General features: G+C 59.4%; 13 protein-coding genes. 4 read left to right on the top strand and 9 right to left on the bottom strand.

The features are described 5' to 3' along the window. Positions 1-2 precede the first annotated feature (2 nt). From BM017_RS26475 to BM017_RS26465, 3 genes are read right to left on the bottom strand one after another with little or no spacing between them, the layout of a single operon-like run. The gene (locus tag BM017_RS26475; RefSeq protein WP_092250127.1) at positions 3-953 is read right to left on the bottom strand and encodes an ABC transporter permease; all 951 of its coding nucleotides are present in this window, start codon (positions 951-953) and stop codon (positions 3-5) included. After that, positions 950-2,560, bottom strand: a complete 1,611-nt coding sequence (locus BM017_RS26470; RefSeq protein WP_170856127.1) for an ABC transporter substrate-binding protein — start codon at positions 2,558-2,560, stop codon at positions 950-952. The genes BM017_RS26475 and BM017_RS26470 overlap by 4 nt, the downstream gene beginning before the upstream one ends. 44 nt (positions 2,561-2,604) lie before the next feature. After that, positions 2,605-5,025, bottom strand: coding sequence for a TonB-dependent receptor plug domain-containing protein (locus tag BM017_RS26465; RefSeq protein ID WP_092250121.1), 2,421 nt, complete (start codon positions 5,023-5,025; stop codon positions 2,605-2,607). A 238-nt stretch (positions 5,026-5,263) separates the two neighbouring features. On the opposite strand from BM017_RS26465, the gene BM017_RS26460 reads away from it, so the two are divergent. Continuing rightward, the gene (locus BM017_RS26460; RefSeq protein ID WP_092250118.1) at positions 5,264-5,725 is read left to right on the top strand and encodes an anti-virulence regulator CigR family protein; all 462 of its coding nucleotides are present in this window, start codon (positions 5,264-5,266) and stop codon (positions 5,723-5,725) included. A gap of 125 nt (positions 5,726-5,850) precedes the next feature. On the opposite strand, the gene BM017_RS26455 is transcribed toward BM017_RS26460, so the two are convergent. Beyond that, positions 5,851-6,267 (bottom strand): VOC family protein, encoded by a 417-nt coding sequence (locus tag BM017_RS26455; RefSeq protein ID WP_092250116.1) that lies wholly within the window; start codon positions 6,265-6,267, stop codon positions 5,851-5,853. A 148-nt stretch (positions 6,268-6,415) separates the two neighbouring features. Here BM017_RS26455 and BM017_RS29220 point away from each other — a divergent pair, with 148 nt between their 5' ends. Both BM017_RS29220 and BM017_RS26445 read left to right on the top strand, forming a co-directional pair. Further along, positions 6,416-6,874, top strand: coding sequence for a hypothetical protein (locus tag BM017_RS29220; RefSeq protein WP_175486663.1), 459 nt, complete (start codon positions 6,416-6,418; stop codon positions 6,872-6,874). Positions 6,875-7,058: 184 nt separating this feature from the next. Then, complete coding sequence (locus BM017_RS26445) at positions 7,059-7,919, top strand: LysR family transcriptional regulator (protein ID WP_092250113.1); 861 nt, start codon at positions 7,059-7,061, stop codon at positions 7,917-7,919. Position 7,920: 1 nt separating this feature from the next. Here BM017_RS26445 and BM017_RS26440 read toward each other — a convergent pair whose 3' ends face one another. After that, the gene (locus BM017_RS26440) at positions 7,921-9,432 is read right to left on the bottom strand and encodes an MFS transporter (RefSeq protein WP_371914606.1); all 1,512 of its coding nucleotides are present in this window, start codon (positions 9,430-9,432) and stop codon (positions 7,921-7,923) included. Positions 9,433-9,600: 168 nt separating this feature from the next. Here BM017_RS26440 and BM017_RS26435 point away from each other — a divergent pair, with 168 nt between their 5' ends. After that, the gene (locus BM017_RS26435) at positions 9,601-10,359 is read left to right on the top strand and encodes an SDR family oxidoreductase (RefSeq protein WP_092250278.1); all 759 of its coding nucleotides are present in this window, start codon (positions 9,601-9,603) and stop codon (positions 10,357-10,359) included. A gap of 1,146 nt (positions 10,360-11,505) precedes the next feature. Here the strand turns inward: BM017_RS26435 and BM017_RS26425 are convergent. From BM017_RS26425 to BM017_RS29210, 4 genes are all read right to left on the bottom strand, one after another. Continuing rightward, positions 11,506-11,967: a type II toxin-antitoxin system YhaV family toxin gene (locus BM017_RS26425; RefSeq protein WP_092250107.1), complete on the bottom strand. Its 462-nt coding sequence runs from the start codon at positions 11,965-11,967 to the stop codon at positions 11,506-11,508. Beyond that, complete coding sequence (locus BM017_RS26420; protein ID WP_092250104.1) at positions 11,967-12,284, bottom strand: type II toxin-antitoxin system PrlF family antitoxin; 318 nt, start codon at positions 12,282-12,284, stop codon at positions 11,967-11,969. The genes BM017_RS26425 and BM017_RS26420 overlap by 1 nt, the downstream gene beginning before the upstream one ends. Before the next feature lie 167 nt (positions 12,285-12,451). Next, positions 12,452-13,618 carry a Wadjet anti-phage system protein JetD domain-containing protein gene (locus BM017_RS26415; RefSeq protein ID WP_092250101.1) on the bottom strand — a complete coding sequence of 389 codons (1,167 nt, stop codon included), beginning with the start codon at positions 13,616-13,618 and terminating at the stop codon, positions 12,452-12,454. Next, on the bottom strand, positions 13,615-15,852 hold the full coding sequence (locus BM017_RS29210; protein WP_170856124.1) for an SbcC/MukB-like Walker B domain-containing protein: 2,238 nt from the start codon (positions 15,850-15,852) through the stop codon (positions 13,615-13,617). Before BM017_RS29210 ends, BM017_RS26415 begins: the two co-directional genes overlap by 4 nt. Between the last annotated feature and the right edge of the window lie 27 nt (positions 15,853-15,879).

The following is a 15,879-nucleotide window of genomic DNA, read 5'->3' as shown; positions in this document are numbered from 1 at the left end:
GTCTAGGACACCTTTGGGATGTGGGAGATGCGCGGGTCGAACCACGGGTACAACAGGTCGACCAACAGGTTTACAAGGACAAAAGCCGCCGCCGATACCGAAACGATCGCGAGCACTACCGGAATGTCCTGGCGCAGCACCGCTTCCTGGGCCAGGCGGCCAATGCCGGAGCGCGCGAAGATGGTCTCCACCAACACCGCGCCCGACACGGTATTGCCCACCTGCAAGCCGATCAGGGTGAGAATCGGCAGCGCCGCATTCTTGAACCCATGCCGCGCCTGCACCTGGCCACGGCTCAGGCCCTTGGCGTAGGCGGTGGTGATATAGGACTCTTTCCAGACCCCCTGGAAACTGCGTTGCAGCACCTGGGCGTATACCGCCGCACTCGGAATCGCCAGGGTAATCGCCGGCAGCACCAGGCTTTCCAGGCCACGGCTGCCGGTGGCGGGGAACCAGCCGAGGCCGAAGGCAAACACCTGGATCAGCAACAGCCCCATCCAGAACACCGGCACCGAAAACCCCAGCGACGGCAGGCGCGCCAAGGCTGTTTTCAGCGGTTGCCAACGGATATAGGCGGTCAGGTAAGCCAGGCCGATTCCACCGAGCAGCGACAGCACAATGGCCAGGCCCGCCAGGGACAAGGTCTGCGGCAGGCGTTCGGCAAGCAGTTCGGCCACCGGGCGATTCAGTGAAAGCGACTGTCCGAAATCCCCCCGCAACGCCCCCAGCAGCAGGTCGACATACTGCTCGAACAAGCCTTTATCCAGGCCGTAGTAGGCCCGCGCCTTGGCCAGGTCCTCGACCGACAGCGCGTCGGCCTCCATGCCCGACGCGCTCAGCATGATCGACAAGGTGTCGCCCGGCAGCAGATACAGAATGAAATAGGTGATGCTGTAGGCCCCCCACAGCACCAGCAGCGCCTGGCCGATGCGGCCGATCAGGTAGCGGCTCATGGCGTGTCGATCTCGATATCACCCAGCAGCGCGAAGCCCTCGGCGGTCCAGCGGAAGTTTTTTACCTTGGGCGAGGTCGCCGCCTGCCACACGCGCTCATACACCGGGAACGCGGAGCTTTCATCGATGAGTAAATCCTGCAGGCTGCCGTAGGCGGCAGCGCGTTGCGGGGCTTGGGTGGCCGTGATGCCGGCGTCGAACAAGCCCTTGGCCTTTTCCAGCACCGCCGGTTCATAGGTGTTGGTGGCCAGCGTGGAACTGTTGGCGCTGCGTGGATCGAGGATGGTCTGCAGGATGATCGGGTCGGCACGGGTCATGTAGTTGAGGGTCAGGTCATAGTTGCCCGCCGAGTTGTTGGCGACCCACTCGGCGCGGGTGACCACGCTGAGTTTCAACTCGATGCCGACCTTGCGCAGTTGGTCCTGGATGAGCACGTCGCCCGCGGTCTCGGCCGGGGTGATGTTGTAGCTCAGGCTCAGGCGCTTGCCGTTCTTTTGCCGGTAACCATCCGCACCCTTGATCCAGCCGGCTTGCTCCAGCAGTTGCTCGGCGCCTGCCGGGTCATAGGCCAGCTTGGCGCCCTGGCTTTTGAAGTACGGCGTGGTCACATCGAAGATGCCGTCCACCACCGGGAACTCAGCGTTGTAGACGGTGCTGGCGTAGCTCTTGCGGTCGAGGGCCTTTTGCAGCGCCAGGCGCACGTGCCGGTCGGCCAGGATCCGCTCGCCACGGGTATTGGGGTACAGGTTCAGCGCCGGCCCCGGCAGCGAACGGCTCTGAATGGTCGCGCCCTTGGACTGGAACAGCTTCAGGTCGACCTCCGAGAACGGGTTGCGCGGCCACAGGATGTCGGCCTTGCCTTGCAGGAACAGGCCGTTGCGCACGCTTTCTTCGGGGATGTAGCTGATGTCCACCGCGTCCAGGTGCGCTTCACCCGGGTTTTTCATATTGGCCGAGGCCCAGGCGTAGCCCTTGCGCTTGGTCAGGTGCGCACCGACTTCCGGCGTGTAGCTGGCCAGTACGAACGGCCCGGTGCCGATGATCTTGCCCAGGGAGCGTTCCTTCACGCTCAGCGCGTAGGAAGCCGGCGCGAGGATCGCCAGGTTGGTGGTGGAGGTAGCTTGCAGGAAACCTGCATTGGGCTTGGACAGCACCAGCTTGACGGTGAAGTCGTCCACCACCTCGGCGTGGTCGAAGCCTGCCAGGTAGGTGGCGCCGAAGGTGGCCGGCAATTCGGTGGCCAGTGCCTTGTCGCTGTCGAAGGCGGTTTTCACCGCCTTGGCGTCGAAGCGCTCGCCGTTGCTGAAGGTCACGTCCTCACGCAGGTGGAAGGTATAGGTCAGGGCGTCGTCACTCACTTCCCAGCGTTTGGCCAGCCACGGAATGATCTGGCCGGTCTGCGGGTCCTGGTCGGTCAGGGACTCGGCCACGTTGCGCAGCAGCACGCGGTGCTCCAGCCAATACACCTGGAACGGATCGACGCTGACCAGGGTGGTGTTATCGCCGAAAAACGCGATGTTCAGGGTCTTGCCCGCCTGGGTGTCATGCCCGGGCGAGCAGGCGGCAAGGCTCAGCGCCAGGGCGCAGGGGGCCAGCAGACGGCTCATCAAGTTGGCGGTATTCAATGGTGTGCCCTCATGTGGCGTGTGGATCAGAAGTCGTAGGCGAGCTTGGTGTACCAGTAGCCGCCGCCGGGGTAGAACGGCGGGTTGCCGTAGGCCGCGAGGCCGAGGTTGCTGTACACCGCGTGTTTGTCGGGGCGCACGTCGAAGATATTGGTGCCGCCGATGCTCACGGTGAGGCTGTCGACGAAGGTGTAGCTGACGTCCAGGTCGGTGATCCATTTGGCGCCGAAGCTGCGGTCGCCCGTCGGGTTGACGGCCAGGGTCTTGACCGCGCCGTAGCGCGCGGTTTGCAGGTTGACGGCCAGGTCCCGCACCTTCCAGTTGGCACCCAGGATCCACTTGGTCTTGGGAGAGGCGTCGGTCAGGTCGCCTTCGCGGTCGCGGCCGACCAGGGTCACGCCTGAGCCTGCCAGTGCCGCCGGCGTATCGCGAGTGCCTTCAATCGTGGTCTTGTTCCAGTTGAAGCCCAGGCTCCAGCGCACATCGCCCCAGGCCTCCAGCGGTGTGGTGTGGTCGGCCACCACGTCCAGGCCCCTGGTGCGGGTGTCGAAGGCGTTGGTGTAGTAGTTGACCCAAGTACCGGTGGGTACGCCCTGGGCGGCGAGAATGGCGTTGATCGCTCCGTTGCCACGGTCGTAGATATTGCTGGTCAGGGCGATGCGGTCATCGATGTCGATCAGGTAGGCGTCGGCGGTGACGCTGGTGCGTGGCGCCGGCTGCCAGGTCAGGCCCAGCCCCAGGTTGCGCGATTTCTCCGGCTTGAGGTCATCGCCGCCCAGCGCCTTGGCCAGGTTGCTGCCGGACGGCGTCAGGCGCGTCACGGCCGGCACCACGTTGCCGTTCACATCGGTCGCCACGCGGTTGTCGGCCACGGTGTAGCCGATCTGGGTCAGGGAGGGGGCGCGGAAACCGGTGCCCACTGTGCCGCGCACGGCCACGCTGTCGGTGAGTTCGTAGCGTGAGTTCACTTTCAGGCCGAAGGTGTTGCCCGAGTCATCGTCGTAGTGCTCGACCCGCCCGGCGACGTCGAGGAACCAGCGGTCCGTGAGATCGAAACCCAGGTCCAGGTAACCGGCGTAGTTGTTGCGGATCAGGCTGACTTCATCTTCCGGGCGAATCGTCACCGCCGCCTGTGCGCCCGATGCGGCGGGGTAGGTGCCGGTGATATAGGCCTCGCGCTCGCCGGCAAACGTGCTGAAATGTTCCCAGCGGTGTTCCAGGCCGGCGGAGACCTGCACCGGCGGCGTCAGGTTGAACAGGCTGTCGTAGCGGCGGGTGAAGTCCAGGTTGTTGACCCACTGCTCGAAGCGGAAGGTCGCCAGGTTGTCGAATTTGGTTGGCGACGCGGTGCCCAGCGACGGGTTGATATTCAGGTCGCTGGAGTGGTGCACGTTGTTGCGCCCGTAGGTTGTGCTCAGGTCCCAGTTCCAGTCGGCCACCAGGCCCTTGCCGCCGAACAGCAACTGGTAGTCGCGGTCCTTGATGTTGTTGAGCGGGAAGTAACCGTCGGGAAACACCTCGGACACTGCGGCGGTGCCAGTCGGCAGGCGAAAGTAGTTGGCGGCCTCGGCATCGCGTTCGCCGTAGGTGGAGAACGAATACAGTGTCAGGTCTTCCAGCGGCAGTTCGGCGTTGTAGGCCAGGTTGAAGGCCTTGAGGTCCGGGTCGCCGTTCTTGATCGCCACCCGGTCCCAGGCCGCTTCCTTGGCTGGGTCAGCGAACGCTCGCACGCTGCTGTCGGCCTTGTCGTTCCACGATGCGCTGCCACGTTTGCGCGCATCGGCGGAGAAGTGAAAGAAGCCGCCCTGGCCCAGTTCGAAGCCCTGGTCGCCCGCGACCTTGATGGTCTCGCCCTGGCCGGAATACAACTGACCGTAGCTGGTCTCCAGGTGGCCGCCGCTCTTCCCGGACTTGAGGATGATATTGATCACGCCAGCGACTGCATCGGAACCGTACTGCGCGGCAGCGCTGTCCTTGAGCACCTCGATATGGTCCACCGCGCTGACCGGGATCAGGTCGATGTCCACCGCATTCGCACCGCTGTTATCGATGGAACCGCGCTGGCCGGTGGCGCCGTTATGCCGGCGTTTACCGTTGACCAGCACCAGGGTGTAGGCCGGCCCCAGGCTGCGGTTGCTCAGCGGGCGGGTCACCGAGTTATAGCCGGCGATGTTGGTGCCGAAGTTGAACGACGGCAGCAGTTTGGCGATGGCTTCGGACAACTCGGCGCGGCCGGTCTTGAGCAACTGGTCGCTGTTGATCACATCGATCGGCGCCGGGCTGTCGGCCACCGTGCGTTGCTGGCCACGCAGACCGGTGGAAATCACAGTGACGGTGTCGAGCTTGGCGTCTTCGGCAAAAGAGGGTGCTGCAGTCAGGAGCAGGGAGCCGGTCAGGAGTGAAAGAGGTAATTTCTTGAGGGGCGTGGGGAAGGCGATGTCGGGCATGGAGGTAACCTGGAGGGTGTGGATGCGTCCTCCGCCAGGTATGGGGTCGGTCTGTGAAATGAAGATATATCTATAAAAAACCTTGTGGAAAGTCTTTTTTGGAATAAGCTAATTATCAGTTAATATTATTTATATCTGAAATAAAATTACCTATTTTTATTATGTGAAAAACAGGCGCGCTGCTTATCGCCAATGTCGACTACATTCCAAGGGAGGTTCCCTTACGGAGAAGACGATCATGTTCAAACCCCGCACGCTGGCGGTTGCTGTTACGTGCCTCGCTTTGGTCCTGGGCCCGGTGGCGGCGGTGGCCGACCCTGGCAACGGCAAGGGCCAGGGTTCCGCAAAGGGTAACGCGCAAGGCGGCCAGGGTCATGGCAACCAGGGCCATAAGGGCAAAGGCGCAGACGCCGATGATAGGGGGCACGGCCCCAGTATCGACCGTGGCGGCATCCTGGGGGTGCTTGGTGGCTATCGTGACTATTGGAGCCCAGGCCCATCACTGCCGCCTGGCATACAGAAGAAGTTAGCGCGAGGCAAACCGCTGCCTCCAGGCATTGCCAAGAAGCTCGATGGGCGCCTGCTGGGCAGGCTGCCGCATTATGACGGCTACGAATGGCAGCAGGCGGGCACCGATCTGATCCTCGTGGCTATTGCTTCCGGCCTTATTTATGAGGTGCTCGAGGGGGCTTTCGATTAGGGCGCCTAAGCCTGACGGTGGGGGCGCCGTAACGCGGTCGAACAGATTGAATTTACCGGGAAGGGTGCGTGCACAAGTTCACTGGCACAGTCGGATGATGACTCAGGCTCGACGCTTTCCAGCCATCAAGCCTGCACCGCAGGGCCTTTCAACTCGATCTGATTATCATCAGGATCATTGAGATACATCGATAACCCGGTTCCCTCCGCGCCATACCGCATCACGGCCGCTTCAGCGGATACCCCGGCCGCCGCCAGGTGCTGGAGAATGGCGTGTTCATCGAACGGCTCGACCCGCAGGCAAACGTGATCGACATTGTGTCTTTGCTTGCCCGGCGGCTGCCCACCCTGACGCCCGATCGGCCCGTTCACATCAACCAGGTCAATCATGGATGTGCCAGCGCTCAGGTGAATCAAGCCGAGGTCGTCACGGCGTTTTTTGACATCACACCCCAGCACGGATGTGTAGAACGCCAGGCTGCGCTCAATGTCCTTGACCCGCAAGACAACGTGATCGATACGTTGAAGGGTAAAACTGCGCATTTCCATCACTCCTGATTCTTGCCGTTGTCGAATGGGACAGTGTTCAGGGTAGCCGTGTTCAGGGTAGCCGCAGTTTGTCTTATGTTTCTGCCTCGCATTGCCAAATGCACCTGCCGGGTCAGGCACACTGAGCGGCAACGAGTCTGTGATGCGCATCGCCTCGGACCTCGGATACGCCAACGCCAGCGGGGGCTATCCGAATTCCTTGCCCGATTCAAAGTTACAGGCCTGGCAATCAGAGATCATAAACTCCGTAAAGAATATGCCTGAGGGATCGGCCAAAGCAGCCGCGGAGAGTGCACTCAGGGCTGGCAGGGTCGAAGGCTGGATAATCAATGGCCGCAATAGGCTAGAGGCAGATAACGTGAAAGAGTGGTCGTCGCTGTGCAGATCGAAGGCGGGTGCGACCTACCGTCAGATAAAAGAGGCGCTTGGCGCTCTTGGTTCTGACAGGTTAATGGAGTACGCCTCTTATCGTGTCATGTCTGACGGTGCATTTGTTCATAAGGGCTTGGAAAGCGCATCGGCTGTTTATTATTTTCGGTCGCATGACATTGCTGATGATGAGATGCCTTACGCGATACTGTGGAAGCTTTTCAGTGTTTGATTTAATGAACGTCAGGGTCCTGCGGTCAGGTTGAAGTGGTCGTACGCGACTCCCGAAAGTTGACATTTGCAGTCCCCGGTTGGTGTTTCAACGAAGGTGTATGCAGAGCAGTATGTCGGGCCTGAGATTGCTACGGCAGTGCCATCGCTGCACTCTCACTGTTCTTTTTTGTACGGGGTAACGCATGGACTGGAGTGATGTGCGGGTCTTTCTCGCGATTGCCCGCAGCGGGTCGCTGGGCGCTGCCGCCAAGCAGTTGGGTGTCAGCCATCCGACCGTGGGGCGACGCTTGCAGGTGCTTGAGCAGTCCAGTGGCCAGCCCATTTTCCTGCGTACCACCCAGGGTCTGGTTCTGACCGACAGCGGAGAAAAGCTGCTCAGTCTGGCGCAGGAAATGGAGCAAAGTGCCTTGGCAATCGAAAGGCGCCTTGCGGGGGACAGCGCACAGCCAGAAGGTGTGTTGCGCATTTCTTGCGCCGACTGGTTCGCCTGTTATGTGCTGGCCCCGGTCCTGAATGAACTGGGGCGACGTTATCCGCTGATCGTGCCCGAGGTCATCGCAGGGCATCGATTGTTTGACCTGGCTCGTCGCGACGCCGACATTGCCTTTCGGATCGTTCCTTTCACCGAACCCGATATTGTCCACCGCAAACTGACTACCTTGAGCTACGGGTTATACGCGGCCGTCGGATCCGCTGACCCCGAGCCGCAGGGCGACGGGGTGGGGTTGATCACCATGAGTGTTGCCCAGTCTCACTATCCCGATGTGCAATGGCTGCAGCAGCGTTACCCTCTGGCCCGTAAGGTGTTCACCAGTAGCAGTCGCACAGCCCAGGCGCACATGTGCGCGCAAGGGCAGGGTGTCGCCGTATTGCCCCGCGTCCTGGGCGACCAGTTGACAGCGCTGCGGCTGATTGATCCGCATGAACCGCCACCGGGTCGCGACATCTGGATGGGTTACCACCAGGACATGCGGCAGATGGACAGTCTTCGTGCCCTTGCCGACCTTGCCTCGAGCATGATCGGCTCGCAGCAGGGCCGATGATTCACTTTACTGGGCGCAGGGCTGCCGTTTGCAATTGGGCAGCTGGTTGGCGCGCCAGGCTTAGGCTGAGTCCCGCGCCCAAGGCCAGGCATGCCGCGATGCAGAGTATGGAAACGGTGAAGGCGTGAGTGATGGCGGCCGCGTCCGTATCCGTGCCCAGGAGGGTGTAGAAAATGCCGCCTATTATCGCCACGCTCAGTGATGTGCTGATTTGCAGGGTAGAACTGGCAATGCCCGCAATCATGCCGGAATACGCGGGCGCCACGCGTCCTGTGATCATTCGCATCAATGTCGGCAGGGCCAGTCCTTGTCCGAAACCGATCAGAAACAGAATGACGGCGAGGGGCAGCGCAGGGGGCGTGACGGCCATCGGTGTGTGCGTCACGAGCCAGGCCAGGAGCACGAACCCCAGCACCTCAAGCCCCATTCCGACGGGGTTCACGTAAGCCCCCAGGAAACGCCTGAATTGAGGGGTGGAAAGCGGGCCCAGCAAAAATCCCGCGCCAAAAGGAAGGAAGATCAGGCCTGCATTGAGTGGGCTCGTATGCAGCGCTCCTTGTAAATACATGGAAAACAGCAGGAAAAACACGCCGATCGCGTAGAAGGTCAGGGCGACGAGCAGTGCCCGGCCCAACCCAGGCGTGCGCAATGCGACAGGATCAAGCAACGGTGCGCCTTGCGCCTGGTGCAAACGGGCTTCGTAGCGCCAGAACAGCCAGCCCAGCAGCGGTACGGCCGCAAGCGACAGCCAGGCCCACAAGGGCCAGCCGGCTTCACGCCCTTCGATCAATGGAACGATCAGCGCCCCAAGGGTCGCCATGGACAGGACGGTTCCACCCAGATCCAGCTTGCTTGTCCGTTGCGCGCGGGTTTCCCTGACCACGGGAATGGCGATCAGAATGACCAGCAACGCAATCGGTAGATTAACCAGAAATATCGCCCGCCACCCCAAGCCCATCAAGTCGAGCGCTATCAATATCCCGCCAAGTGCCTGGCCGGCTACTGACGCCAGCCCAAAGACCGCGCCATAGAGACTCAGCGCCAAGGGCTTTTCGGACTCGGGAAACATAGCCTGCGCCGAAGCGAGTGCCTGGGGCGCCATGACGGCTGCCGTCACGCCTTGCAGCGAACGTCCGGCGATCAACACCCAAGGTGACTCGGCGACGCCGCAGATCAGTGAGGCAACTGCGAAACCAACCAGGCCAAGGAAAAACATTCTCATGCGACCGTAGATATCACCCAGCCGTCCGCCGGTAATCAGTGTCACGGCATAAAGCGCCGCGTACGAGGAAATGATCAACTGTTCGGCGGAGGAGGCCGTGCCGAGCGATTGCTGGATCGAGGGCAGCGCCACGTTCACGATGAAAAAATCCAGCGGCGGTAAAAACGCACCGACCAATAAGATGGCGAACATCAACCAGCGCCGCGGTTCCGGTGGGGCGATTTTTGTCTGTGGCATAAGGTCTCCTGCCTGGAACCCTTCGGTTCCAGAATATTCACGATGGCGGGTCATGCCCCGAATCAATGGGGCCCAATCTAAACGATCAAACTTGGGCTGACGCCTCACAAAATTGAACGCCCAGCGTTCATTTATGGCAGTGCCGTCGAGTGCCTGATTCCTCTCAAAATGGCCGCACTGTGGTTCCAGTCGGTCCACACAAACGAGACTGAGGAGTCAGATATGTCAGGTAAATTCGCTGGTCAGGTGGCAGTGGTCACCGGCGCATCCACCGGGATCGGGTATGCGATTGCGCAGGGTTTGATTGCAGAGGGGGCCACGCGTGTTTACATCACTGGGCGTTCTGCAGCCACGCTGGAGGCTGCGGTGGCCAGGCTTGGCGATAGAGCGATCGCGGTTATTTCCGATGTCGCGCGCCAGGCCGATCTCGATCAGCTCAAGGCGACGATTGAGGGGCGCAACGATCAGTTGGACGCAGTGTTTGCCAACGCGGGTATTTGCGAAAAGAACCCGCTGGGCGAGACCACCGAGGCGGCGTACTTCAACCTCTTCGACATTAACGTGAAGGGCGTGTTTTTTACTGTTCAGACGTTGATGCCTTTGTTGAAAAACGGCGCTTCGATTGTGCTGACGGCGTCTATCTGCTCCAGCAATGGCATGGAAGGACTGAGTCTCTACAACGCATCCAAGGCTGCCGTGCGGTCCTTCGCCAGGACCTGGGCCAACGAACTCAAAGGCCGCAAGATCCGAACGAATGTCCTGAGCCCTGGCTTCACCCGCACTCCTTTGATGGACAACGGCTTGAAGATGAGCGAAAGCGACATTGCCGCGCTGCGCCACCATGTCGAGCAGATCACTCCGCTGGGATACATGGCCCAACCTGAAGAAATCGCCTCGTCAGCGCTGTTCCTCGCATCCGCCGATGCGAAATATGTCAACGGGGTGGAACTGATGGTCGACGGCGGGCTGTCGCAGATCTGACCTCCCGATCGAACCTGGTGCAACCCTTGCAGAGGGTTGCTTTTGTCGCTTTTGCGAAGCCCCCCGCAGGACACCTCAACATGAACAGTGAAGAATTGAACACCCGACTGGACGCCCTGGAGGTCGCGCCGCCATCGAGTCGCTGATCAGCGCCTACGCCAATGCCTTCGATCGCATCGACGTGTCGCTCCTGAGCGGAATCTGGCACGAAGAGTCGACACTGAAAAAGGCCCGGTCCAAGTCAGCGGGTTGTATCACGACAGGTTTGAACGTCGGAACGGAAAATGGGCGTTCCTGTCACGTCGTTTTGAACTGCATTTCCTGACACCGTTGAACGGCTGGGTACCCGTAGCGGGTGAGGAGAGGTTTGCACCAAGCGAAGATCAGAACATGAGTAAACTCAGAGAAGGTTGATTTGCGGAATGTTCAGGATGTGACAATCAACTTAACGAGCCAAAATTTGCCGCTGATTCGGTTTTGAACTCAGGGGATCCAGACAAGCTGCGGCGCACTGGGTTAGTCGGTCATGCAATGTTATTAAAGGTTTTTTTTGAAGCTTGATGGGGACTTCGATTACAAACTGTCGGGGTCCCCAAAAAACATTTTGACTAGGCTCTAGGACGGTGTTTTCAGGCAGAAAAAAGTCAAATGTGCCCCCATTATTGCCCCCAACCGCACTGGCTATGTGAGCGATCGCGAATGGCGATTCCTGACAAATTCCAGCATGGCTCCGGGTGGCTTTCAGTGTACGCCCAAACTGGGGTAGGGAAGTGGAACGCCAAGACGTTCTCCCTCGTTGACCTGGAAACCAAAGCTGGTTATGCGCAGCCCAGTTCTTGTTCGGCCCCGCTAACGCAAAGTGGCCGGTGCGGTTTCGACATGTGTCGGGTAGTCAGGCGCAGCTAGCGGGCGGTCGAGTGCGAGCGCCCGCGTGCCTAGGTACCGCTTATGCCGATGTCGGCCTTGGCTCTGCGGTTACATCAGGGACGTCTAGTGCCTTAGTGTCGATGCGGCGGAATAGGAACTCGCCTTTGTTCTGATCGAATACAGAAATAGCAGCTAACGGAACAGCTGTGATCAGAACACCGGTAAGTACATCGGCGACCGCATGATTGAAAAGATTCATCCCTCACCCAGTCGCGCAACTTATGCTTTGGGCTCGTCCCAGTCGCTACGCGTCGCAGCAGTCAGCGCATCCCAGTCATCAGGAGGGTTGCCGCGGCCCAGCATCTTCTCGAATACGGCGTAGGGATCTGATTTGCTGCCTGCGGACCGTAGGGTATTTTCGTCGTTGACCCATGCATAGACGATGACCTTGGACCTTGAGTCGTAGCGAAAGAACAGCCGAAAGCGCCTGCCGATTTTTGCTCGGCGCCAATGTCTGTAGGCGGTGCCCAGCGTGTTGCCTTGGCGGAACTCATCACGGCCTGGGTCGGCAGGTACAGCCTCCATGATCAGATGGCTCAATGCCCGAAACAGCTTGACGTTGGCGTTGCTCTCAAAACCTTGCGGATCGTTCTGTTCAGCTCGGGCGGCGGCTTCGTGCAATTTGCGTAGCTGTAAAGTCACACCTTCATGGAACAACAGGGTCCAGCCATTTCGCAGCATCAGATCGCGACCTCACCATCGATATCTTCGTCCAGGTTTACGGAGTGCTTTGCGTTGGCGAGCATGGTTTGCGCCAAGTCTTCTGGCAGAGTGGTGAGGTTGCGGCCGCCTCGGATATCAGCCTCCAGCAAACCCAGGAACGCACCGATGGCAGGGTCTTCGTGGGTGGTTTCTACGCGGCTGACCACGATTTCACCCCCGCGTACGTCGAATGCAATTTTGCCACCAGTGTCAATGCCCAAAAGCTGGCGAACGGATTTGGGCAGTGTGACCTGTCCCTTCGAGGTTAGCGTTGCGATTTCGTGGATGGCAGGCATGGGCGTTCTCCCGGATGTATTGATTGAATGGTAAGGAAAAATCCTTACATAGTCAATCTTGGCTTTCTGCTGATCAAGTATAGGCGGGGAGGACGCTCAATAGCGCCGCAGGATGAGTTACACCACTTCCAGGGAAATGATAGGTTTCTCGGGATTGCGTACAGCCCCTAAAGCGCTTCCTGTTCGACAATAAACCCTGCCTCGAACAATTCCTTACCCAGGCTTGCCCAGCCCGCTAATTCTGCGAAATGCTTCATCCGGGTCAGTGTCCGTTTCGAGGCTGGCTTTCTCATGCTCACAGGGACGTGGTCTGGGGTCATGGCATAAGGCATGAGCGCATGACCGGCGGCCGCTGATGTCTTGGCCAGAACAGAGGCGATGCGAAAGCCGCCTTCGTCGACATCCCCCCAGTGATGAACGGGCGTTCCTGGCGCAATGCCCGACAACAATCGCTGATACATAGCCCGCCACGCCGGGGATGGCATGCCAGCTGTGTAGATCAGTAAAGTGGGACGACTAGGATGACGCTTGGCCTCAGAATGGAACGTAGTTAGGTTTTCGATGGTAAGCACGCTTTCTACTGGCCCTGAGATCGACTGAATGGCAGTCGCAGGCAAACCTGTATACGGCTCGTCGAGCATGGCCGTCACCCGAGTCCTGACGATGGCCACGTTGCCGGCCAGCAGTACAGGTTGCTCCTCCTTGAACAGGCCAAGCTCCTGCCAGACCTCTGCGGGTGTTCTCGCCGCCGCTTCAATCGACCCTTGCAGCAGAACATCCAGTTGGACTGTCAGTTGCTCGATCCTTTTGCTGTTGCGAAGCAGGCGGGCGCTCATTTCGCGCACGGGCGATAGTGTAACGTCCTGCATCTGCAAGCACTGGTCGATTACGGTGATGGCCTCGATCCAGTTGCTTGCGTCTGTCGGTCCGTAACTACGCACATTGGCCATGCGCGACCACCGCTCGATGACTTCCTCCAGCACGTCATACCGCGCCAGATGAGGTGCAAGCAGCTCTCTGGCATCGGCCATGATCTCTTGATGCGTTGTCTGCTTCAAAAAACGGGCGAGTACGGAGGTATCGATCAGCTCAATCCGCTCGATGAGCCCGTCCTCAGGATTGAGTTTGTCGCGCAAGAAGTTGATAGCGCCGGCATCCCGTGCGGCGAGGAAGATTTCCTCGCACTCACGTTTCTGATGCCAGTTTCTCAGCGACCCATAAGGCTTGAGTTTGGCAGCAGTCAGCGCGGGGGCATGCTGACGCACTCCCGCCTCTGATTTGTTACCCATTTTTAGCAGTTTCAGAAGAAGCTCCTGGGCGATCTGTTCTGTCATAGCGCCGCCCCGTCAGGAGAGATCTGAGGGCCGTTTGACTTCGCCTTCATCGACAGCATCTCTTCTTCGATCAGCTCTGGATGAAATTCCCAGAGATCCTCACGGAATTGATCCCGCATCGCCTGGGTAACATCCACTCGATCAACCTGTACCGCGTGGCGCACGGCGTCCTTCTGAATCTCGAAGTAGTTGTCGAGAAATGCGTTGAGGATCCCGAGATTTTCTCCAGGGCTTGCAAGCAGGACCTGCAGGCCAAGCTCCTGCAGATACTTCATCGTGGCCACAATGTTGGAGGTATCCATTTTGTCGAATGCTTCATCCAGCATGATCAGGCGTAAGCCGTCATTGGCACCATGGTCCATGCGGTACGCGGACCACAGGCCAGCACCGGCGATGACGTACAGCGGAGCACGATGCTCGCCTCCTGAGCCCGAGCCAATCCGCTTGCTCAGATGGCCAATGGTCTTTTCGGTGCCGTCCGGTGCGACCTGCTCGATGCGAATATCGAATTCGTAGAATTCACGATAGTCATCCAGTGGGCTTTTCTCGCCTGCATTGCCAGCAGTGGCCTTTTCCTTGAGTAACTCTTCAAACTCAGGCGGAATGGTGCCAGCCTCACCAAACAGCCCGCCGTCTACGCCGTAGTCAGCGACTTTTTTGATGAAATCGAGCAGAGTTTTGTACTGTGGCCGGGTCTTGTACATGAACTGGTAGCGCTCCCCATTGGTAAACAGTGGAGTACTGCTCAAGGCTGCGTTGAGCCGTTCGAAGGTCTGTCGAAGAAACACAACGTTGGTGTTGAGCGCGATGGCCACGTCCCGCCGAAACGTTTCCTGAGAGGCTTGATACGCATCTTGGGCCTGCGCTTTGTATTCGGGAAGCTCGGTGACTTCGAGCTTTTGTACATAGCTGTCGATCCAGGCCTTGGCGATCCGCCAATCCTCTAGATCCTGTTGAGTCAGGGACTCTCGGTGTTCCTGAAGGTAGGCCCACAATTGGGTTTGCGCGCTGGTTGCCAGTTTGGTTCCGGCCTGCTCGTCTTGCTGGGACTCTCGGTTGCAATGGGCAACCATCGCCTGTGGCGATTCGAAACGCTCGATCAGTCGGCTCCATTCGGCAGACACGAAACCGGCGTCATAGTCGACCTGCTCACGGCATTGCTGCTTGAGCAGAACGCATTGCTCATAATGAAGCTTGCTGCTGGTATGAGCGGCTACCAGCCCGGGAATAAGTGATTCGCTTCTCGCGGCGGCTGTAGAGGCTGCTCGCTCCTTCAGCTTGAGCTGATTCACGTCACGCTGAAGTGTCGCTATACGTTCGCAGATCTCGAGGTATTCCGCGTCTGCGATGTTGGCCACCCGCTGGTCAGCAAGCTCACTCTGGCGAACGGCTTGTTCGTACGCCGTCATCCGGCTAACGAGCAGGCGGCTGGCAAGCTCGCTGCCGAAACCGTTGGTAAGGTCCAGCGTGTCTTTGACAGCGCTCAGTTGCTCCCGTGTCTGCTTGAGCTTGAGCGTAGCAGATGCCAAGTCGGCCTTGATTCGTTCGGTCTGGCTTCGCGTCCCCGCGCCGATCCGCAGTCTGTCATCATCGAGTTTGAGCCGTTCAAAGTCCCGCGGGCTGACATACATGCCGTCCACGGTCAGAGTTCTTTCACCCTTGAGCGCATCGCCGGTTTTCTCGGCGCGCTTCAGGTTGCCGAGCTGACCGCGCAGATAAGCGACGGCGATGGGATTGGTGCCCTCGATCAATTCTGCGGCCAGACCGTTCAGATTCATAGGGGCCACTTTGACTTGGTTGCTGCGAACGATCTTGACACCGAAGGCCGTTCGGCGCCCCTTCAAGCCGCGGTAGATCGCAAACGCCTGCTCTTCCTGATCTTCAGGCAGCAACAAGGCTTCGGTGTTCTTGCCCAGGTAGGCTTCGATTGCCGGTTGCCAACGTACATCGGTGATCTTCACCAGATCGCACACCGGGGTCGGATGGAGCCCCTCATCCCGCAGCTCTTCCAACAGAATCTGGGCATAGTTGCTCAGCGGTGCCCGTCCTTCTTCGGCCCGTTTGAGTGAGCCTTCCAGAATGCGCACCTGATCTGCGAAATCGGACGCCTGATCCGAAAGGTCCTGATGGACGGTCTCCAGCTTTGCCCTGATCTCTTGCCCTAATACTGCCATGGCGTCCAGCGGCGCTCGTAGGGTCTCTACGCTGGCCAAGCCCGGAGTGGCGACCAACAAGCGCAGGCGCGCCGCAAGTGATCGAGC

Source organism: Pseudomonas sp. NFPP04 (genome assembly GCF_900113815.1).
In the GTDB taxonomy this organism is placed as follows: domain Bacteria; phylum Pseudomonadota; class Gammaproteobacteria; order Pseudomonadales; family Pseudomonadaceae; genus Aquipseudomonas; species Aquipseudomonas extremorientalis.
This window is presented reverse-complemented; position numbering and strand designations above follow the sequence as displayed.